Origin of the sequence: Paenibacillus peoriae (assembly GCF_022531965.1) — a bacterium.
Taxonomy (GTDB): domain Bacteria; phylum Bacillota; class Bacilli; order Paenibacillales; family Paenibacillaceae; genus Paenibacillus; species Paenibacillus polymyxa_D.
This window is the reverse complement of record NZ_CP092831.1, coordinates 4,511,476-4,530,046: the sequence shown is the minus strand read 5'-3', so window position 1 is coordinate 4,530,046 and position 18,571 is coordinate 4,511,476. Positions and strand designations below refer to the sequence as shown.

Genomic DNA, 18,571 nt, shown 5'->3' with positions numbered 1-18,571 from the left:
GTAGCGGAGCGTAGACAGATCTACGTGAGCAACGGAAGGCCCGGCTGAATTCAAGATTCGACGTTGAATCCGCTTCTTGATTAGCTTCGTCATGGAAAGACGACTTTTTGAACAACCTCTTTAAGGGCGGGAATCGTCCTTGGGGTGCTTTTGCCTGCACACTTTGGTAAAATAAACATATAAGAACAGGTTGCATACGACGTAGGAGGAAAAAGCATGAGTAGATCTAACGGACGAAACGGTGATGAGCTGCGCCCGATGAAATTGACAGCAGGAGTAAATAAATACGCGGAGGGCTCTGTTTTTATAGAGGTTGGCGAGACGAAAGTCATTTGCACGGCTACTGTAGAAGAACGCGTCCCCCCCTTTATGAAGGGACAAGGAAAAGGCTGGGTAACCGCAGAGTATTCCATGCTTCCGCGTGCGACTCATAGCCGTAATCAGCGTGAAGCTGCGCGTGGCAAGCTGACAGGCCGTACCATGGAAATTCAGCGTCTGATTGGAAGAGCATTGCGTTCGGTGGTCAATTTGCAGGCGCTTGGTGAACGGACGATTACGTTGGATTGTGATGTCATTCAGGCGGACGGCGGAACACGTACAACCTCAATTACCGGTTCTTTCGTAGCGTTGGCGATTGCGGTCAATAAAATTGCTACCCAGCACAAGCTGCCTGTTTTTCCAATTACCGATTTTCTGGCTTCCGTCAGCGTAGGGGTTGTAGGTGAAAAAGCGTTGCTGGATCTGAACTATGAAGAGGATTCCAAGGCCAAAGTGGACATGAATCTTGTCATGACTGGCAGTGGAAAATATGTCGAGCTGCAAGGTACAGGTGAAGAAAGCCCATTTGACCGTAACGAATTGGATCAACTGCTTAGCTTGGGCGAACAAGGGATTCTGCAAATGATTGAGCGCCAAAAAGAAGTACTTGGACCGATTGCTGATAAGATCGGTGCTGGACGTACAGGAGCTGGCGCCTAATGCAGCTGGATGGCCCGGTCATCATTGTCACTACGAAAAATAAAGGAAAAGTGCGAGAATTTGCGCATGCTCTTGCGCCGTTTGGCAAGGAAGTCAGAAGCATGTACGATTATCCCGACATTCCTGATGTCGTTGAAGATGGCAAAACCTTTGCCGAAAATGCACTGAAAAAAGCTAAAGCGGTTGGAGATGTGCTCGGATTGCCCGTGCTGGCCGATGATTCAGGCCTCTGCGTGGACTTGCTGGACGGTGCACCGGGGGTATACTCTGCCCGTTATGCTGGAGAAGGTGCCAGCGATCACGAAAACAATATTAAGCTGCTCGACGTTCTGGAATCGAAGCAGCTGGGTGATGATACGGGACAGCCTTTGCTAAGCCCGGCTCAATTCGTCTGTACCTTGATTCTGTATAATCCGCAGACTGGCGAGACGCTGGAATCGACAGGTTCCGTGGAAGGCTGGATTACTACTGAAACCGCTGGCAGCGGTGGGTTTGGGTATGATCCGCTGTTTTATTTGCCAGAGTTTGAGAAGACAATGGCCGAGCTGACGTTGGAACAAAAGCAGGCTATCAGTCACCGAGGGATAGCTCTGCGTAATTTGGCAACAAAGCTGGGTAATCCACAGGCATAGCTTGGTAGCAGGGGCTAAATCATCCCCCATTCACATAACGAAAGAAGGCTATCCGTCAGTCATGAGCTGCGGATAGCCTTTTTGGTATTTTTACCTTATCGAATCGCAACCTTGTAAGTGCGCAACCAGTTATCCACTTGGGCCAAATAGGCAAACAACTGCGGACCCGACATCAGTTGACCAAACCAAGGCAGATTGGTGGATGCCTCCGGTGAGGCGGCAATATCGCGTACCTTTTGCGCATCAATCAGCTTGAGCAGTGGGGAAGAGGAGTCATCCAGCAGCTGCAGCGCCTGCTTTTTCACAGCCTCAAGGTAGGAAGGATTATGCGTTTTAGGATATGGGCTTTTTTTGCGATACAGCACATCATCCGGCAGTACACCCTCCAGCGCCTTGCGCAAAATACCTTTTTCACGTCCGCCTGTCATCTTGATGCTCCACGGAATGTTCCATACATATTGCACCAATCGATGATCGCAATACGGAACCCGCACTTCGAGTCCGGCTCCCATACTCATTCGATCCTTGCGGTCCAGTAGAGTAGGCATAAAGCGGGTGATGTTCAAATAGGACATGACGCGCATTTGCGCAGCTTTTCCTGTTTCCCCCGGTAGCTTCGGCACTTCTCCTACCGCTTCGGAGTAGCGGTCGTTCAAATACTCCAGCGGCTTGATCCAGTCCCGTACCTCGGGAGACAGCAGACTGGCTCTCATGTCGGGTGCAACTGCCCACGGGAATGTACCCGAATTCAGCATATCCTCCCGGTGGAACCATGGATATCCGCCAAAAACTTCATCCGCAGCCTCGCCAGAAATAGCGACCGTAGCCCCTTTTTTAATCTCCCGGCAAAAGAGATACAGCGACGAATCCACGTCCGCCATTCCGGGTAAATCCCGCGTTAGCGTGGAGTTGTTCAGAGCTGCTACGACTTCTGGCGTATCGAATTCAATCCAGTGATGATTTGTCCCTAATTCATCCACCATCCGCTGAATCCAGGGGGCATCGGCTCCGGGTTGAAACGCATGGGCTTTAAAATGCTTGTCGTTATCCACATAATCGACCGAATACGTATGAACTTGTCCCTGCCCGGTGCGTTTGTAATAATCGACAGCTAATGCGGATAGAGCGCTTGAATCCAGCCCGCCAGACAATAAGGTGCACACCGGAACATCCGAAATGAGCTGCCGCTCCACCGTATCCAGCAACAGTTCTCGTACCTTAAGTGCCGTTTCCTCGGTGTTATCCTCATGCGCAATGCTTTCCAGTGTCCAGTAGGCTTGAATGCGCACGCCGTCGCGGCTGTAAGTTAGCGTGTGCCCGGGGCGTAGCTCCTTCATAGACGAATAGACGCCGTGTCCGGGGGTACGTGCAGGCCCGATGATAAAAATTTCCGCCAATCCCTCGGCGTCCACTGCTGCTTCTACCGCTGGATGCTGAAGCAGTGCTTTGGGTTCTGAGCCAAATACGAATACTTCTTCGGTCTGGCTATAAAATAACGGCTTCACTCCCAGCCGATCTCGTGCCAGAAATACCTGCTCCCGCTCGCTATCCCAGACCGCAAACGCAAAAATGCCGTTTAACCGATCCACACATTCGGGGCCCCATTCGATATAGGATTCGAGCAGCACCTCCGTGTCGCATTGTGTACGGAAAAAATGCCCGCGCTGTTGCAGCTCTTTTTTCAACTCAGGCGCGTTATATATTTCCCCGTTATATACAATCGTATAAGTGATATCCTCCAGCTGCCGGATCATGGGTTGAGCGCCATTTTCCGGGTCCATAACGCTCAGTCTTCGGTGTCCGAAGGCACACGGATTGGATATCCAGGTACCCGCAGCATCTGGTCCGCGGTCGGAGAGCGTTTGTGTCATATTCAGCAGTAGCTCAGATTGATGCATTAAGTCTCCGTTCCACTGTATGAAACCTGTAATTCCGCACATGTCTGTTCATCCTCTCTTTGTCGTGTTCATCCAGTGTTGGAATGAATCAAAAACTAAATCCCCAGTTCATCAGTATATATGCCGAAATGAAGCATAAAATGTCTGTCCGTTCCGAAAACTACAGATGGGGCAACCCGTCTACTCGCAAGGAAGGAGGGAGACCATGTACTACATCAAGGATGCCAAAATACGCCGCTTCACTGAACTTGACGGAGTGCGTTGCGCTGAGGTAGAAGTGCGGCCCGGTGCCGCGGATGACCCGGAACTGCTGGTCTATATCACGGCCAAGGATCAGACGGATGGTCAGCATGACTACGACATGGTACGGATCATCCGCAATGACGCCGATCTGGAGCTGGATTGGTACGACAATAACCTGCATTCGGCATTTGAGGAAGTGACAGACAAGGCTTTTACCGACTCTACACACATTACTGCTGGTGAGGAGCGAGAGAAGTTCAAAAAAGAATTGCTCTCCTATGGGCAACTCAGTACAGAGTTCGCCAAGGAGTTCGGGGCATGAGGATATGGTGTGCTATGCCTCGGCTTCTGTTGATTTGGGCTCCGGCACCATCGCCGGATCAGCGTGAAAGGAGGGGGAAATCATAGACGGCAAAGCGAATTATAAGAAAAATAAAGGCAGCAGTTATATTCATAACAATGAGTTTGCAGAAGAAGTACTGGAGAAAAACGTAAGACATGAGGTACGTAGAAGTCCTAAACGCTTTGGGAATAAATAAGCAGCCATAGCCATTGAACTAAATAGTAACAGCAACTCATCAAAAAAAACCTAAAGAAGCCTCCGTATCCCGCCAAATTGCGGAATGTAGGAGGCTTCTTTTTGAACTAAGCCGCTTCACGCAGCGTCATAATTCCTTTGTAGATGTTATACACAAAAACTCCGAGATAGACCACTACGAATAGCAGTACAAACCCGATCACTGAACCTGCATGATTCGCCGTTATAATAAAATACACTAGCGGAATTGCCGCAATAATGGGGAAAATATGCGATAAAATAGCCTTTTTTGCATGTCCCTGAACATATTCGTCCCGTACTGCAATCCACACAATGACAGGCACTAGAAAAGGTGCGAAGAAAATGCTGAAATAACAAAGTGACGACAAAAGACCTCTCACAGATTAACCCCTCCTTTATGCATAGTTCTTTGTACATAATACCCCGTTAGCGTCCAAATGATTCCTTTTGCAGCCAGCTTCCCTACATCATGAAAAAAATGCTTTTGACAGTTGCTCGAAATGTGATATAATAATCAATGCGCTGAATACATAAGGTTTTATTGATCACCATCTTGTCCCAGTAGCTCAGCTGGATAGAGCAACGGCCTTCTAAGCCGTCGGTCGGGGGTTCGAATCCCTCCTGGGACGTCGAAGAGTTCAGATATGTAAAGTTTGAACGAAATTAAAAATGCTTCAAATCCTTGATATATAAGGGTTTGAGGCGTTTTTTCTTTTATTGGGGTTACGATAGAAAACGTTAGAAAAAGGTGTGATTAATACACCTGTTTACACAAATTATACACACGATTTTTACACGCTATATAAACGTTCTAAAATGTCTGTTGTTTGTTTCGAATCCTGTTCACGTAGCTCTTTCATAAGGTGGGCATATGTAGAGGTAGTGATATCTAATGAGGCGTGACCAAGCGGCTCCGAAACATACAGTAAACTAATACCTTTATATAGTTAGTAGCACGCCTGTCGAATAACCACAAAATGGTAGAACAAAGCCCACAAGTTTACGGTGTACCATTTACTCCAATACTGGTGCATGGCTGCGTTGGAACAATGGGGTAGCTATCGATCCAGCGTAGATTATGCGGCTCTCTGTGGCTTGCCCGTCGTCCACTACTCACGCTTTTCAACCAAAGCCGCCGAAGTCCCGTTTTCCGTATTTAAGGAACTTTTCCAACTACTTGTTTGCAAATGTAACCGGGAAGCACGTCGGAAACTGACTTTCCCAAAAGAATTATTACTCATCGATTCAACCACGATGACGGTGGGAAAAACGCGTTTGCCCTTGGGCTCCTTATCACGGGGAGCGTGCAGGTATTAAACTTCAAGTCGCTTTACGAGCAGAAATTGGGCAACCCCTTCAGGTGGTCGAAACGCTGGGCTCCAAGCATGATGGCCCCATGAGTGAAGCGTTGGCTCAACCGGACTACATTTTGGTGATGGACCGTGCTTATGGGAATTATAAGGCTTGATGGCAGATTGAAGTCTTCTTTCGTTGGATCAAGCAACATTTGAATATTCCAACGCTGTTTGGTACGACTGAAAATGCGGTCTATGGGCAATTATTCTGTGCTCTAATCGTCTATGTCCTGCTCAATTGGCTATTTGTTGCTGCTCAGACTTCATGGCCCCAACATGCCGTTCTTTCCTTTGCGCGATTTTCTCGTCTATTTCTTCTTCAAAACTACCTTTTGAATGGCTGATTCAGATTCAGCGCGTTCTTCTTCAGTGCACCTCTTGTTTCATGAATTGAGTTACTTATTTTGGTTATTCAACAGGCGTGGCAGAATCTAAAATATCTATAATCATAAAAGATTTATTCCACTTTTAGATAAGGATTGAGAAGACCATTTCAGCTAACTGCGGCTTTAGTTTAATAACAATCTTCCATAAAAGAGCGCGATTCTATAATAAGGATCAGTTCGTTTTCATTAAAGGGCCATATTATATCTTTTAATTTAAGTGAAACTGCCTAAAAAGTATGTTAATATCAGATTTAACAGACAGACAAACTAGTATTTATAGAGGCGAAATTATGAAAAAATATAGAATATATCAAGTAGACTCATTTACAAAAAATAGATTTCATGGCAACCCTGCTGGGGTTGTTCCAAATGCAAATGGACTTACAGATGAGCAGATGCAGAGAATTGCAAGAGAATTAAATAATTCGGAAACTGCATTTATTTTTGAAACAGATTCTTCAAATTATGATGTTGAAGTAAGATTTTTTACTCCAACAACAGAGGTTCCAATTTGTGGTCATGCAACAGTAGCAGCGCATTATATTTATGCAATTGAGAGAAAAGTTGAAACTGGAAGAATTATTCAAAAAACAAAAGCAGGTATATTGCCTGTTGATGTTATAAAGTATGAAGATGACTATTCTATTGTAATGACACAGGGAGAACCTTCTGTATCAGAGCCTTTAAATGATGAAATAAGAAGTCAGATTGCAAATGCGTTAGGTATTTCTTGTAAAGATATTTGCATGGAATATCCAGTTGCAATATCTTCAACAGGTCATTCTAAGGTAATGGTTCCGATTTACTCCAATGAAATACTACATAGTTTAAAACCTGATTTGCAGAAGCTTACAGAAATCAGCAAGCATATTGGATGTAATGGATATTATGTTTTTACATTAAATCCACAAGAGGATATATTGGTTCACGGAAGAATGTTTGCTCCTGCAATTGGAATAGCTGAAGACCCGGTGACAGGAAATGCAAACGGACCGCTTGGAGCCTATTTGGTACACTATAACATTTTGCAAAATGAGAATGAGCAGTCTTTTGATTTTGATATTTTACAAGGTGAGGCAATCAAAAGAGAGGGAACAATGCATGTTCATGTGAAAAAGGAACAGGGAAAACCCGTATTAGTTCAAATTACGGGGAAAGCGGTTATTGCTTTTTCAACGGAGATCATACTTTAAAAAAGTCTAACAAATTTATCAATAAGCTTAATGACGGATTGTCAAGCCAAGTACAAACCCAATAACACCAACGTCCCAGCAAGTACTCCTGGGACGTATAGCAAAAAGCTTCCTACATGTAGGAAGCTTTTTTGTGTTCCAGCAGGATGATTGCTGCTAGCTTTATACCGTCGCCTTCTCCTTATGAGCAAAGAATTGAGGTAGATGCTCTTTGTGTGCTTCTAGTAATTCATTCAGTACGGTTTGAGCAATATCCCCGCTTGGCACGAGCGGATTCAGGGTGAAGGCTTGCAGTGCGGTTGCATAGTCACCAGTGACCGCCGCTTCAATCGTCAGCTCTTCCATTGCCTTCATCACTTGCAGCAAGCCCCGCTGTGCAGGTGGGAATTTGCCAAAGTTGACAGGTTCGGCACCATGGGCGCGAATGACACTGGTCACTTCGATGGCGCTATCATAAGGAACATCATCAATCGTACCATTGTTACGTGTACTAACCACCATCAATGTGCCTTTGTTGTTATAAATGGAATTAATGATCTCACAGGCTGCATCGCTGTAATGCGCACCACCGCGTTTGGATAGTTCCTCTGGTTTGTAATCCAGATTCGGATCTTTATACAATTCAAACAGACTTTCTTCCAGACGTTTGACTACTTGGCCCCGAGTTCCTTCGTTTTTGGCTTCCTCTAATTCTTCCTTGAGCATATTGTCCGTCATATAGTAATACCGATGGTAAGGACAAGGCAGCATTTTCAATTGACGAACTTGATCATACAGGAAGCGCATGTTTTTAATATTTTCAACGACCTTCTCCGGTTTTGCGCCCGGAGCGTACAGTCCTTCAATGACTTGCTCTGTTAATTCGGCCCCTGTTTTGTCATAAACTTTGTGCCAATGAAGGTGGTTAATGCCTGCAAATTTAAAGAACAGCTCTTCTTCCGGTTTGTCCAGTACAGCCGATGCACTCTTGATCGCGCCGATTGGAACATTACATAATCCGATGACTTTATCCCACTGACCATAACGAAGGACGGCTTCGGTAACCATACCCGCAGGGTTGGTAAAATTAATTAACCATGCATTCGGACACAGTTCTTTCATATCTTCGACGATACTGAGGATAACGGGTATGGTACGAAACGCTTTGAACATTCCTCCGGCACCATTGGTCTCTTGACCAATCATGCCATGTTTTAACGGAATACTTTCATCCTTAATCCGCGCTTCCAGCAAGCCTACCCGAAATTGGGTCGTTACAAAATCAGCGTCCTTCAACGCTTCCCGGCGATCCAGGGTCAAATGTACCTCACAATCAATGCCTGCGGCTTTTACCATCCGTTTGGCCATGGCGCCTACGATCTCCAGTTTTTCACGACCTGCCTCAATATCTACCAGCCACAATTCCCGAATGGGAAGCTCTGCATAACGTTTGATGAAGCCTTCTACTAGTTCTGGTGTATAGCTGGAGCCTCCGCCAATGGTTGCAATCTTTATGCCTTTTTTCATAGTTAGTGCCTCCTAAGTATGTTTTGTAAACCGCTTTCTTAAGCACAAATTCACTGTAATCCCTGTAATGCATTACAGGTCAAGCGCTTTTAAAAAACTTATTTTGGGAAGGTGACAATTATAGGGCGAGCACCACGAACATGCTAAAATAGAAAGAACGAGGTGAGAAAAATGGCGAATATTCATGAAATTGCAAAGCTGGCGGGGGTATCCTCGGCTACGGTGTCCCGTGTCATTAACAACCATCCGTACGTAAGTGAACCGACAAGACAGCGTGTGCAGGAGGTCATAGATCGACTGGATTATGTTCCTAATCTCAATGCGGTATCTTTAAAAAAAGGGATGACCAAGCTCATAGGAATTATTTCACTTTCTTTTAATGATTCATTGGGTTTATTTGTGCGTGGATTTACAATGTATGCTCAGGAGCATGGCTTTAATATAGCGCTGTTTATTACGAATGGGGAGAAAGGCCGAGAACTTGAAGCGTTGGAAATGTTGCGGAGAAAGCAACTGGACGCCTTGGTCTGCATGATTCGCGTCAATGAGTGGAGTGTGATTGAGCATTATACAAAATATGGTTCGATTGTGACCTGGCAGCGTGTAAACATTGAGGCAGTCCCGTCTGTATTTATGGATCAGTATCAGGGCTATACGCTGGCATTGGAACATTTGTACACCCGAGGATATCGGAAAATTGTGAATGTGTACGGCAGCATGCGGGGGTTGAATACAAAAGAACGCATTCGAGCTTATCATGACTTTTGCGAAAAATATGATTTGGACGCTGGGGCCTTCCCGCATTTTTATGATTTAAATTCAATAGAAGCTGGTGAACAAATAGCTCATTGGTGGGCAGAACGAGCACCAACAGACAGGCCGGACGCTTTTGCCTGTTCTACCGATTATTTGGCAGCAGGTCTTTTGACTGAAGCGCGTAGGCTAGGTGTTTCTGTCCCGAGTGATTTTGCAGTAGTAGGCTTTGATAACACCGAAATCTCGCATTTGCTTGATTTAACTACGATTCATTACCCGATAGACAAGCAAGCTGAGAATGCGTTCATTATGATTCGAAATGCCCTCGAAGGGCTGGATGAAACGATACATCATCTGGAATTCAAATTAGTAGAGCGAGCGACCACCTGATTCCCAAAGAGATTTCTTGTTAGTGGTTATTAATTACCATATTCAAGTTTATATAGTAGGAATAATGGAAGAAAAATGTTGACACATGTTAAAACTTGATGAATAATTTGAGGTGAAAGTATAAAATTTGGATTTTTTGTATGAAGGGTGGTTATGACTTGGGACATACACCTACGATTTTGGCGAAGTTAGAGGATTATTTAGGGGAAAACAATTTGACGCTGGCACAATTTGCCGAACATTCAGGTGTTCATCAAAGAACACTTAATAATTGGATTGCCAAGCATCGTCCTGTTGCTATACATCAGCTAGATCGAATCACTTGGGCTATGGGACTACCAGAAGGTTTTTTTTACGAACTATACATAGATAACTACATCATTGAGCGTTCCCCGGATTGGAGGCGAATTGAGCCGTTGTTGTTTCGCTGTGCGGAACTGGACAAGTTGGATGCTATCCAGCTTGTAGTGGGACATATTATGGACAACCTTCTATATTCCCCAAAGTTATTTGATGCAGCAGAAAAATTATTCGCACAAGGTCAGCACAATGCCGCATTGTTGCTCTACGAAGGGATTGCGGAAGGCGAGAAGTACCAGCATTCTGAACGTTTGGCTGTCTGTCAGTATCGTCTGTTTACCATTCAGGTGGGTAACAATCAGATCCGAAATCTCAAGGCGGCTACACGATTTGAACCCTTTGTCGAACGTCTGAATGAAATAGATCAACTCGATGCGTTAAAAGATTTGGCGAATGTGTATCGTTCTCTGCGTGAATGGGACAAGCTCGATGCAACTGCTCGAAAAATGAGAGCCAAAGCGGAGATCCAATATTCTTTGAAACATCAACAGAAAAAGAGAGAGTGGGAGGAGGCTGAAAAGAGGCTGAGTCGCCCGATGTTTGTATATATTAGCTATGCTGATTTACTGTGTGCGAGTGTCTGTGAAGCCCAGGGCGATTATCAGCAAGCATTACAATTTACAAATGCCTACGCAGATTTAGGTTGGGTGATCGAGTCAGACCAGGAAACCCAACACTGGGTCAATTTGTTCAAGCATTGGGCAGAAGGTAATATTTTTGTAAATAGACTCCTATCTGGAGATACGAATGTGCTTCCTCATTATGTTGAATATATTGCATCCACATCAATCACTACCGAGAATGAAAAGTTATCCAAGTTGCTGAACGTTATGATAGCTGCTAACCGATATACAATAGATATCAATGATGTCCTTTCACGTTTTGAAGTGGAGATTAACTCTTTTGCTCTGCTATCACAATCTACTGATATGTACACCCAACAAGTGATGCCGGATTATTTTGCATGGTTTGGTTACGAACTGGCTTATTACTATTTGAAGCGGGGAATGTACAACGATGGCTTTAAACACTTAATATATGCATTGGTAAAAGCCCATATATTAAATAATGAGACTTATTTTATAAACTGTACGGGGCTTTTTGCACATTTTCAAGCACATGCGCTTCCTGAAACAAGGGAAGAGTATTTTAAACTATTAGAAAAGGTGTGGTTAGACAATGTTGAAAAAAATGATTCTGCTGCTCATCGCAGCTAGCTTCTTGTTTATTTTCACAATGCCTGTTCAGTCGCATAACCAAAATCAAAGAATAACACCTCAAGTACAAATTGGAGGTGCTTAAACGGCTGCTAGTTATTCTGATTTCTATTGCTGGTGGAGTGCTGTTAATTGGAGTATTGTACAGAGGATATACACTGCTAGGATTACTTATTTCCGAGAAAAAGGACAATGAAATTAAACGAAATAAGGCTAATCTCTAGGTCAGAATTGGTATGTATGCTTTAATAAACATTGGATTTCTTTATGAAAAGGACCTCTGTTCCACTTATTAGTGGAACAGAGGTCCTTTTAACGTGGATTTAGGGATATCTTTGTTTATGCAAACTTTTGGGGATGTTCTTTTTTTGTTAGGCGCATTATTTGAAAATCCAAAAAACGTCTTTTTGTTATAAAATATGACATATAGGAGGGATCATGCTGATGAACCAAGGTGTGACTTTACTTTGTGTCGAACGAGCTAGGAAGAAACTGTATCAGGTCCAGAAAAAGTATGGATTTTTAACACATCCCAAAGTAATAGAACAATCTAAAAAGCTGGATGATCTGTTGAATCATTATCAAACATGTAGATCGGATCATTGAGAAATGAGACCATATTTTTTTTGAATTCCTTGACCGTACCTCTAACCTGCTTTGTCTGTGTCACGGCTGAAATCACCGCTACACCATCTGCACCTGCACGTGCGACTTCCTCAACACGGTCGACTGTAATACCTCCGATCCCAACAATTGGCACATCAATTCCCGCTTTACGCATCTCATATAAAATTGCTGGCCCATGTACAGCATGGGCATCATCCTTCGAGAGGGTGGGAAAGATTGGCCCGACGCCGAGATAATCAGCACCTTGCAGAATGGCTCGACGTGCTTCCTCAATGGTATGGGCAGAGACGCCTAGAATTCGATTTCCGATTCGCTCGCGGACGGTTTCGGCAGATTCATCGTCCTGACCGATGTGAACACCGTCAGCGTCGATTTCAAGAGCCAGCTCCACATCGTCATTGATGATGAAGGGGACACCAGCGTGGCGGCACAGTTCCTGTAGCTGGCGCGCAAGTTCGAACATAGGGATACCCGTTAATGCGCCATGGCCTTTTTCCCGGAACTGGACCATGGTTGCCCCGCCAGCCAGAGCCTCCTGCACGACCCAGCCTGGTTCCGCTAGGCAATTCACGCTTCCAAGCACCAGGTACATCTGTAGCTGGCGGCGCACCACCTCTGACAACATTCTGCCGCTCATAGAAGCATCTCCTGACGACGACGGAAGGCCCAATGATTGGTGGGCCCATGTCCCTGTCCAAGCTGCAAAGATTCCTCAATCGCCGCCTGGATGAAGGCTTTGCCATTCGAGATAGCCTCCGGTACAGACATCCCTTTCCCTAATTCCGCGGTAATCGCTGCCGAGAAGGTGCACCCAGTTCCGTGTGTATGGACAGTCCGTACTCGCTTGCCGCTCAGCTCTGTAAAGGCGGTTCCGTCAAAGAGCAGGTCAACAATCTGTTCGCTGCTCTCGCTCTCGTCAGCGTGGCCACCCTTGATCACAACGAATTCTGATCCCATACTGCTAATATGTTTTGCAGCCTCGCGGCGATCCTCCATCGTACGGATGCTGATCCCTGTCAGGGCTTCCGCCTCCGGGATATTCGGTGTAACGACCAGGGCCAAGGGGAGCAGTTCGTCCTTCAAAGCCTGCACCGCTTCCAATTGCAGCAGTTCAGCGCCCCCCTTCGCAATCATCACGGGATCGACGACGACCTTTTTCCAGCCGAACTTTCGGATCTGCTCACTCACAAGACGGATGATACCCGCATTAAACAGCATGCCAGTCTTCAGGGCATCCACTCCAAGGTCTAATCCTACAGCTTCGATCTGTTCCGCTGTTGCTTCCTGTGGCAGCGGATATACGCCGTGGACCCCTAAGGTGTTCTGTACAGTAATGGCCGTAATAGCTGACATGCCGTATACGCCAAGCTCTTGAAAGGTTTTGAGATCGGCTTGAATTCCGGCCCCGCCGCCACTGTCTGAGCCGGCAATCGTTAGTGCTCTGGGTACACGAGTGTCTGTCATCGCGCACCACCTGCTGTAGTTGTTCCAGCTTCACGGATCGTGACATGCCCCTCTAGCGAACCAGTATGTAGTTTGGCGAGCTCGTCGAGAAAGGCAATCTGGAAGCTGCCTGGCCCTAGCTCTGCGGTACGTGCTGCGGCTCGGGAAGCTGCTGCACTGTAAAATGCCAAGCCTGCTGTACCTGCGAGCAGCAGGTTGGGTTCAACAGCTGCAAAGGCACCTAACACAGAGGTCAGCAGGCAGCCTGCTCCGGTTACCTTCGTGAGCAGTACGTCTCCGCCGCTTATCATTCGTGCTTCGGCCCCATCGGTGATGACGTCTTCTTTTCCAGTGATGACAACCATTGTATTGAGCACTCGAGCAGCCCGAATTGCCAGATCGACATGGCCGCTGTCAGCACTGTCACCAGCATCTACGCCTTTAATCTCACGCGCTTCTCCAACAAGATGCGCGACTTCGGCCGCGTTGCCTCGTACCAAGGAGATTTTGACTTCATTCAGGATTCGCAGTGCAGACTCGGTTCTAAAGCTCGTTGCTCCCGCACCGACCGGATCTAGCAGGACTGGAACACCGTGTGCATTTGCTGATTGTCCAGCAATGATCATGGCATCCACCAGTTCGCGGTTCAGCGTACCGATGTTTAATACGACGGCTCCCGCTATTTTTGCCATGTCTGCTACTTCCTCGGGTGCATAGGCCATCACTGGGGAGGCACCCAATGCATACAGGCCGTTGGCGGTAAAGTTGGTGACTACCACATTGGTGATATTGTGAACGAGGGGTTTGCTATTTTGTACCTTCGTTAGGAGATCCGAATAACTTTTTTCCCATGTACTCATCATGATTATCCTCTCTATAGTTGGTGGTTTAACAGGACATTAACCGTACTTCACTCATCGAATTGACAGGCTGACTATTCCAAGACCGCTGCCTGCATCTGGACCGGCCATTCTTCCTGCTTATAAGCCATGTCCCAGAACTTATATTCCAGCTGGCAGCTCAGTATAAAATGCTCAATCATCCGCTCCCGCTCAGCAGCCGTTGCCCCTTCCGCCCAAGCATCTACACGTTCTCGGAACTTGAGTGTTGTATCATCAAGCTGGTCTCCATAAAAGCCAATCCATTCATAGAACGGATGGGACTTATCCGGCTTTACTTCATCTAGCAGCCTGCGGCCAATCTCGGCATACGTCCACATACATGGCAGCAGCACAGCCAAGATCTCGCCCAGGTTGCCCTCATGCGCAACCGTCAGCATGTGCCGGATATAGTGATGAGCCGACGGAGCGAGCGGATATCCCTGCAATTCTTCATAGGTCACCCCTGCGACAGCACAGAAATTTTGATGCGGATGAACCTCGCTGTGGAGAATAAAAGAGATTTGTTCATTAAATACATCCATGTCCTCCCGATTCGTGCATTTGGAGATTGCGATGCCGTATATCCGCATGTAGGCGTTCAAATATTCAAAGTCCTGTTTTACATAGTGAATCAGCTGTCCCCTTGTCAAACTTCCTTCAGCAATACCTCTCACAAAGGGATGCTCAAAAATCGCTTGAAAAATGCCGTCCGCCTGCCGACGGAGTTCTTGTGTAAAACTCAATTTCGCCACCTCCATAAAATTGAAGAGCAAGAAGTCCTGTAAGAATATAATTCCGGAACAACGCTAAAAAGCCGCCCCAGAAAAATGGAGCGGCTTCAACAATAGGCCCAATACGCAAAAAACGCTTGAAACCTTATATACGAAGGCTCCACTTTCCTACGCTAGTACGAACTAGATCAGGTTCAAAGGGTCCAAGATACGTTCTTGTCTCAGCCATAGCGGCTCCCCTAGTGGACTTCTATTCTTTTGACTATTACTGTACATACGTTCATACGCTATGTCAAACATGTCTATCTGGTCAAGGGCCAAACGACAGAGCTGAAGTTCGCTTCCGAGAGGGAAAAAGGCGCTGGAGAAGATCAGTTCCGTCTACACGAAGGAATTCGCGGCAGGCTCCAATGTCTAAATAATCAGCATTTATACCAATAGAGAAATCAGTACTGGGAGTGTAACGAGCGATATGACAGCACTGATGACAAAGGAGGAGGCTGTTTCTGATTCCAGGCTTTCAAAACGGGTGGCGATCATAGCAGCGACTGCTGAACCCGGGAAGGAAACGAGCAGAACTGCCTTCACAGTATCTGCAGACGACAGACCGCACAGGTAGGCGATCAGCAGCATTAATAAAGGCTGTACAATTGTTTTTAACAGTGCGATGGCAAAGGCACTTACACTAAAACTAATGTTGCGTACGCCAATGGTCACTCCGACAGCGAATAAAGCGGCCCCGGACGTAATGTCTCCGATTTGATTCAACGATTTGTTCAACAAATCCGGTGAATGGAAGCCGAACAAGGTCAAAATTACACCAATCAGTGGAACCAGCGCCAGCGGTTCTTTTAATCCATGAAGAATGGAGTCCCAGATTAACCTTCCGAGGTGACCGTTCCGTTCTTTGCCTGAATTCCTGCTGGCTACGGTAGCTATAATGGTAGCCGCAGGGTCAAGGACGGCATTGACTACGATCCCGGTAAGCGCAATCGGAATGGCGACAGCAGCGGAACCGTAGATGGCTCCAAGCACAGGAATGCCCATAAAAGCAAAGGTCGGCTGTGCCGAGTTCAAAGCAAACATGGCGGCATCCTTGACCGACTGCTTCCCCGCAAAGCGGGACAGTAGAAGGAGAACGGTAAAAAAGCCGACAATGCCAATGAACAGGGCCAGCAGGAATGGCCATTGCTCGATGAGCGCTTTCCTGTCCGTTGTCGTAATACCGATGAATAGATGCGCAGGTAGTGCAAATTTGGTAACGAGCGCATTTAGGGTTTTGGAGGAAGAGGCATCAAAGCTTTTGTAATGCCCCGCTAACCACCCTAAAATAATAACGAAAAAAATCGGCACCAAAATGTACAAGATATGTCCGACACTCATAGATTGATTCTCCTTGCTTGAACTGACGTATTCTGCCTGTCTGAACAAGGCAATCTCTTTCTTAAATGGAGCATTAGTGAGGGTGATGTATTACGCTTTCCACTGCTTTGACCTTGACATATTCCGGTTTCCACATTGCATCCCGTATAGCTTGTTCAACATTTGAAATGTGTGCCTGAGCTACCTGATCCTGAATCGCTGCTTTCGCTACCGCAACCGCAACAACGTACGAAACATCACGTAATTTTTGGATATGAGGGAGCAACGCACCGCCAGGCTTATTCGAATCTACGCCATTGGCAACGGCATCTGCTGCGGCTGTAAACATCGCAGGGGTAATCCTTTTGGCTTTAACCACAATCGCACCCAGACCCAGTCCCGGGAACACAAAGGCATTGTTCGCCTGTCCAATTTCAAATTTCGTACCGTTATAAGTGACGGGGTCAAAGGGGCTTCCGGTAGCAATTAATGCCTTGCCATCGGTCCACCGTATTAGATCCTCAGGTATAGCTTCTGCAAGATTTGTAGGATTGGACATGGGCATAATGATCGGGCGTTCTACATGCTTCGCCATCTCTTTGATGATCTCTTCAGAAAAGGCACCGGCTACTCCAGAAGTTCCGATTAATATGGTAGGCTTCACCTGACGGATGACCTCCAGTAGCGGTATTTTGCCGTCATCCGACCGCGTCCATGAGCTGACTTCCTCTTTTTTACGTACATACGGTTTCTGATAATCCAGGACATCTTCCATATCGTCCGTTAACAGCCCGCGGTAATCAAAAGCCCAAAAGGACTTGAATGAATCCTCCTCCAAAAGACCATCCGCGATCATAGCGCCCCGAATTTGGTCAGCGTTACCGATCCCTGCTGCTCCTGGGCCGAAGACAAGTACCTTTTGCTCACGCAGCGGAGTCTTGGTGACACCCACCGCCGAAAGAATTGCAGCCAAGGTCACCGCTCCTGTACCTTGTATATCATCGTTGAAGGTGAGTATACTTTGACCGTATTTTCCTATAATATGGCGTGCATTTACGCTACCCACATCTTCCCAATGTAAAAGCGCCTTCGGGAATTGCGCTAACGTTTTGCTGATAAAAGTATCAATAAACTGGTTATAGGCTTCTCCGCGAACCCGTTTATGGCGGTTTCCGATGTACAGTGGATCATTCAGCAACTTTTCATTATTCGTACCTACATCCAGTACAATGGGCAGCACCCGCCCGGGATGAATGCCTGCCGCAGCCGTATACACTGCAAGTTTGCCAATAGCAATGTTAATCCCCCCGACACCCCAGTCCCCAATCCCCAAAATACTTTCGGAATCCGTCACGACGATCAGGTCCACATCCTCGCCGCTCAAACCGGAATTATAGAATGCTTGTCCAATACCGTTCGGATTATCTATCGACAAATATACGCCCCCAGGACGGTTGTACTCGTGACTGTATTCTTGAATCGCAGTTCCTACGGTCGGCGTGTAGACTACGGGCAGCATTTCACTCAAATGATCGGTTAACAGCCGGTAGTAGAGTACGACATTTCGATTATGAAGGTCGTTGAGAGAAGCATTTTTACGCAGCATGGTGGGTTGTGCCAGAAACTGCTGATATGCCCGTACGCTCTGTTTCTCTAATGAAAGGACGGTGGGAGGAAGGATTCCATCCAAACCCAGTTCTTTGCGTTCTTCTTCTGTAAAAGCAACGCCTTTGTTCAAAAGGGGATTTGCCAACACATCCTTCCCCCGTAAAGGAGTAGATAATGACCCATCGCGATTGACATAAAATGCTTCCATAGAAAGACCTTCCTTCTGTTCATTTACATAACTATTCATAACGAAAGATGACATGTTATCCATAGTATGGACGTGCCAATTTGTTTTATTCGTTTATTTATATATGACAAAATAACCATATTCATTTCTTTCTATTGATCTAAAAGGACCAACTTTCGATATGGATTCGCTAACTAATACTAAGGATTTTGGTTCTAATGAATCAGGTCTAAATACTCTGTTTTTATCAAATATGAAA

At 46.1% G+C, this 18,571-nt stretch carries 16 protein-coding genes, 1 tRNA gene, 2 pseudogenes and 1 riboswitch; of the genes and pseudogenes, 10 read left to right on the top strand and 9 right to left on the bottom strand.

Annotated elements, in window-relative coordinates; genetic code table 11:
* The first annotated feature begins 216 nt into the window (after nt 1-216).
* Entirely contained in the window at nt 217-978 is a 762-nt protein-coding gene (gene rph / locus MLD56_RS19935) for a ribonuclease PH (RefSeq protein WP_013311675.1), read from the top strand.
* Nucleotides 978-1,610, top strand: a complete 633-nt coding sequence (locus MLD56_RS19930) for an XTP/dITP diphosphatase (RefSeq protein WP_029518361.1) — start codon at nt 978-980, stop codon at nt 1,608-1,610. Before rph ends, MLD56_RS19930 begins: the two co-directional genes overlap by 1 nt.
* A gap of 95 nt (nt 1,611-1,705) precedes the next feature.
* On the opposite strand, the gene asnB is transcribed toward MLD56_RS19930, so the two are convergent.
* On the bottom strand, nt 1,706-3,550 hold the full coding sequence (gene asnB / locus MLD56_RS19925; protein ID WP_029518362.1) for an asparagine synthase (glutamine-hydrolyzing): 1,845 nt from the start codon (nt 3,548-3,550) through the stop codon (nt 1,706-1,708).
* A gap of 163 nt (nt 3,551-3,713) precedes the next feature.
* Between asnB and MLD56_RS19920 the strand changes: the two genes are divergently transcribed.
* Complete coding sequence (locus MLD56_RS19920) at nt 3,714-4,073, top strand: hypothetical protein (protein WP_013311672.1); 360 nt, start codon at nt 3,714-3,716, stop codon at nt 4,071-4,073.
* 323 nt (nt 4,074-4,396) lie between these two features.
* Here MLD56_RS19920 and MLD56_RS19915 read toward each other — a convergent pair whose 3' ends face one another.
* Nucleotides 4,397-4,690 (bottom strand): magnetosome magnetite crystal formation protein family, encoded by a 294-nt coding sequence (locus tag MLD56_RS19915; protein WP_016324668.1) that lies wholly within the window; start codon nt 4,688-4,690, stop codon nt 4,397-4,399.
* A 175-nt stretch (nt 4,691-4,865) separates the two neighbouring features.
* Between MLD56_RS19915 and MLD56_RS19910 the strand changes: the two genes are divergently transcribed.
* The 4 genes and pseudogenes from MLD56_RS19910 (at nt 4,866) to MLD56_RS19900 (ending at nt 7,244) form a co-directional block, all read left to right on the top strand.
* Nucleotides 4,866-4,939: transfer RNA gene (locus tag MLD56_RS19910), tRNA-Arg, on the top strand.
* A 550-nt stretch (nt 4,940-5,489) separates the two neighbouring features.
* A pseudogene (locus MLD56_RS26150) lies at nt 5,490-5,760 on the top strand (transposase); the annotation flags it as partial.
* An 18-nt stretch (nt 5,761-5,778) separates the two neighbouring features.
* Nucleotides 5,779-5,859: pseudogene (locus MLD56_RS26145) on the top strand (hypothetical protein); the annotation flags it as partial.
* A 482-nt stretch (nt 5,860-6,341) separates the two neighbouring features.
* On the top strand, nt 6,342-7,244 hold the full coding sequence (locus MLD56_RS19900) for a PhzF family isomerase (RefSeq protein ID WP_029518363.1): 903 nt from the start codon (nt 6,342-6,344) through the stop codon (nt 7,242-7,244).
* A gap of 162 nt (nt 7,245-7,406) precedes the next feature.
* Here the strand turns inward: MLD56_RS19900 and MLD56_RS19895 are convergent, their stop codons facing one another.
* The gene (locus MLD56_RS19895) at nt 7,407-8,750 is read right to left on the bottom strand and encodes a 6-phospho-beta-glucosidase (RefSeq protein ID WP_029518364.1); all 1,344 of its coding nucleotides are present in this window, start codon (nt 8,748-8,750) and stop codon (nt 7,407-7,409) included.
* A gap of 171 nt (nt 8,751-8,921) precedes the next feature.
* On the opposite strand from MLD56_RS19895, the gene MLD56_RS19890 reads away from it, so the two are divergent.
* The 3 genes from MLD56_RS19890 (at nt 8,922) to MLD56_RS19880 (ending at nt 12,079) form a co-directional block, all read left to right on the top strand.
* Nucleotides 8,922-9,896, top strand: coding sequence for a LacI family DNA-binding transcriptional regulator (locus MLD56_RS19890; protein WP_029518365.1), 975 nt, complete (start codon nt 8,922-8,924; stop codon nt 9,894-9,896).
* Nucleotides 9,897-10,054: 158 nt separating this feature from the next.
* Nucleotides 10,055-11,473: a helix-turn-helix domain-containing protein gene (locus tag MLD56_RS19885; RefSeq protein ID WP_029518366.1), complete on the top strand. Its 1,419-nt coding sequence runs from the start codon at nt 10,055-10,057 to the stop codon at nt 11,471-11,473.
* A 438-nt stretch (nt 11,474-11,911) separates the two neighbouring features.
* Nucleotides 11,912-12,079, top strand: coding sequence for an aspartyl-phosphate phosphatase Spo0E family protein (locus MLD56_RS19880; RefSeq protein WP_071558335.1), 168 nt, complete (start codon nt 11,912-11,914; stop codon nt 12,077-12,079).
* Here the strand turns inward: MLD56_RS19880 and thiE are convergent.
* The 6 genes from thiE to MLD56_RS19850 all read right to left on the bottom strand — a co-directional run bounded on the left by thiE (nt 12,024) and on the right by MLD56_RS19850 (nt 18,333).
* Nucleotides 12,024-12,737: a thiamine phosphate synthase gene (thiE, locus tag MLD56_RS19875; protein WP_029518367.1), complete on the bottom strand. Its 714-nt coding sequence runs from the start codon at nt 12,735-12,737 to the stop codon at nt 12,024-12,026. The genes MLD56_RS19880 and thiE overlap by 56 nt on opposite strands.
* Entirely contained in the window at nt 12,734-13,564 is an 831-nt protein-coding gene (gene thiD, locus MLD56_RS19870; protein WP_029518368.1) for a bifunctional hydroxymethylpyrimidine kinase/phosphomethylpyrimidine kinase, read from the bottom strand. The genes thiE and thiD overlap by 4 nt, the downstream gene beginning before the upstream one ends.
* Entirely contained in the window at nt 13,561-14,406 is an 846-nt protein-coding gene (gene thiM, locus MLD56_RS19865; protein ID WP_039272594.1) for a hydroxyethylthiazole kinase, read from the bottom strand. The genes thiD and thiM overlap by 4 nt, the downstream gene beginning before the upstream one ends.
* 71 nt (nt 14,407-14,477) lie before the next feature.
* The gene (gene tenA, locus MLD56_RS19860) at nt 14,478-15,167 is read right to left on the bottom strand and encodes a thiaminase II (protein WP_029518370.1); all 690 of its coding nucleotides are present in this window, start codon (nt 15,165-15,167) and stop codon (nt 14,478-14,480) included.
* A 136-nt stretch (nt 15,168-15,303) separates the two neighbouring features.
* Nucleotides 15,304-15,406, bottom strand: a riboswitch (TPP riboswitch).
* Between the two features lie 178 nt (nt 15,407-15,584).
* A complete protein-coding gene (locus MLD56_RS19855; RefSeq protein ID WP_029518371.1) occupies nt 15,585-16,538 on the bottom strand; it encodes an AEC family transporter in 954 nt (317 codons plus the stop codon).
* Nucleotides 16,539-16,611: 73 nt separating this feature from the next.
* The gene (locus MLD56_RS19850) at nt 16,612-18,333 is read right to left on the bottom strand and encodes an NAD-dependent malic enzyme (RefSeq protein ID WP_029518372.1); all 1,722 of its coding nucleotides are present in this window, start codon (nt 18,331-18,333) and stop codon (nt 16,612-16,614) included.
* Between the last annotated feature and the right edge of the window lie 238 nt (nt 18,334-18,571).

Coding starts and splice junctions, on each gene's coding strand:
- MLD56_RS19895 (WP_029518364.1), bottom strand. CDS start 8,750: ATGAAAAAAGGCATAAAGATTGCAACCATTGGCGGAGGCTCCAGCTAT.
- MLD56_RS19930 (WP_029518361.1), top strand. CDS start 978: ATGCAGCTGGATGGCCCGGTCATCATTGTCACTACGAAAAATAAAGGA.
- MLD56_RS19855 (WP_029518371.1), bottom strand. CDS start 16,538: ATGAGTGTCGGACATATCTTGTACATTTTGGTGCCGATTTTTTTCGTT.
- rph (WP_013311675.1), top strand. CDS start 217: ATGAGTAGATCTAACGGACGAAACGGTGATGAGCTGCGCCCGATGAAA.
- MLD56_RS19880 (WP_071558335.1), top strand. CDS start 11,912: ATGCTGATGAACCAAGGTGTGACTTTACTTTGTGTCGAACGAGCTAGG.
- thiE (WP_029518367.1), bottom strand. CDS start 12,737: ATGAGCGGCAGAATGTTGTCAGAGGTGGTGCGCCGCCAGCTACAGATG.
- MLD56_RS19900 (WP_029518363.1), top strand. CDS start 6,342: ATGAAAAAATATAGAATATATCAAGTAGACTCATTTACAAAAAATAGA.
- thiM (WP_039272594.1), bottom strand. CDS start 14,406: ATGATGAGTACATGGGAAAAAAGTTATTCGGATCTCCTAACGAAGGTA.
- MLD56_RS19850 (WP_029518372.1), bottom strand. CDS start 18,333: ATGGAAGCATTTTATGTCAATCGCGATGGGTCATTATCTACTCCTTTA.
- MLD56_RS19920 (WP_013311672.1), top strand. CDS start 3,714: ATGTACTACATCAAGGATGCCAAAATACGCCGCTTCACTGAACTTGAC.
- asnB (WP_029518362.1), bottom strand. CDS start 3,550: ATGTGCGGAATTACAGGTTTCATACAGTGGAACGGAGACTTAATGCAT.
- MLD56_RS19890 (WP_029518365.1), top strand. CDS start 8,922: ATGGCGAATATTCATGAAATTGCAAAGCTGGCGGGGGTATCCTCGGCT.
- thiD (WP_029518368.1), bottom strand. CDS start 13,564: ATGACAGACACTCGTGTACCCAGAGCACTAACGATTGCCGGCTCAGAC.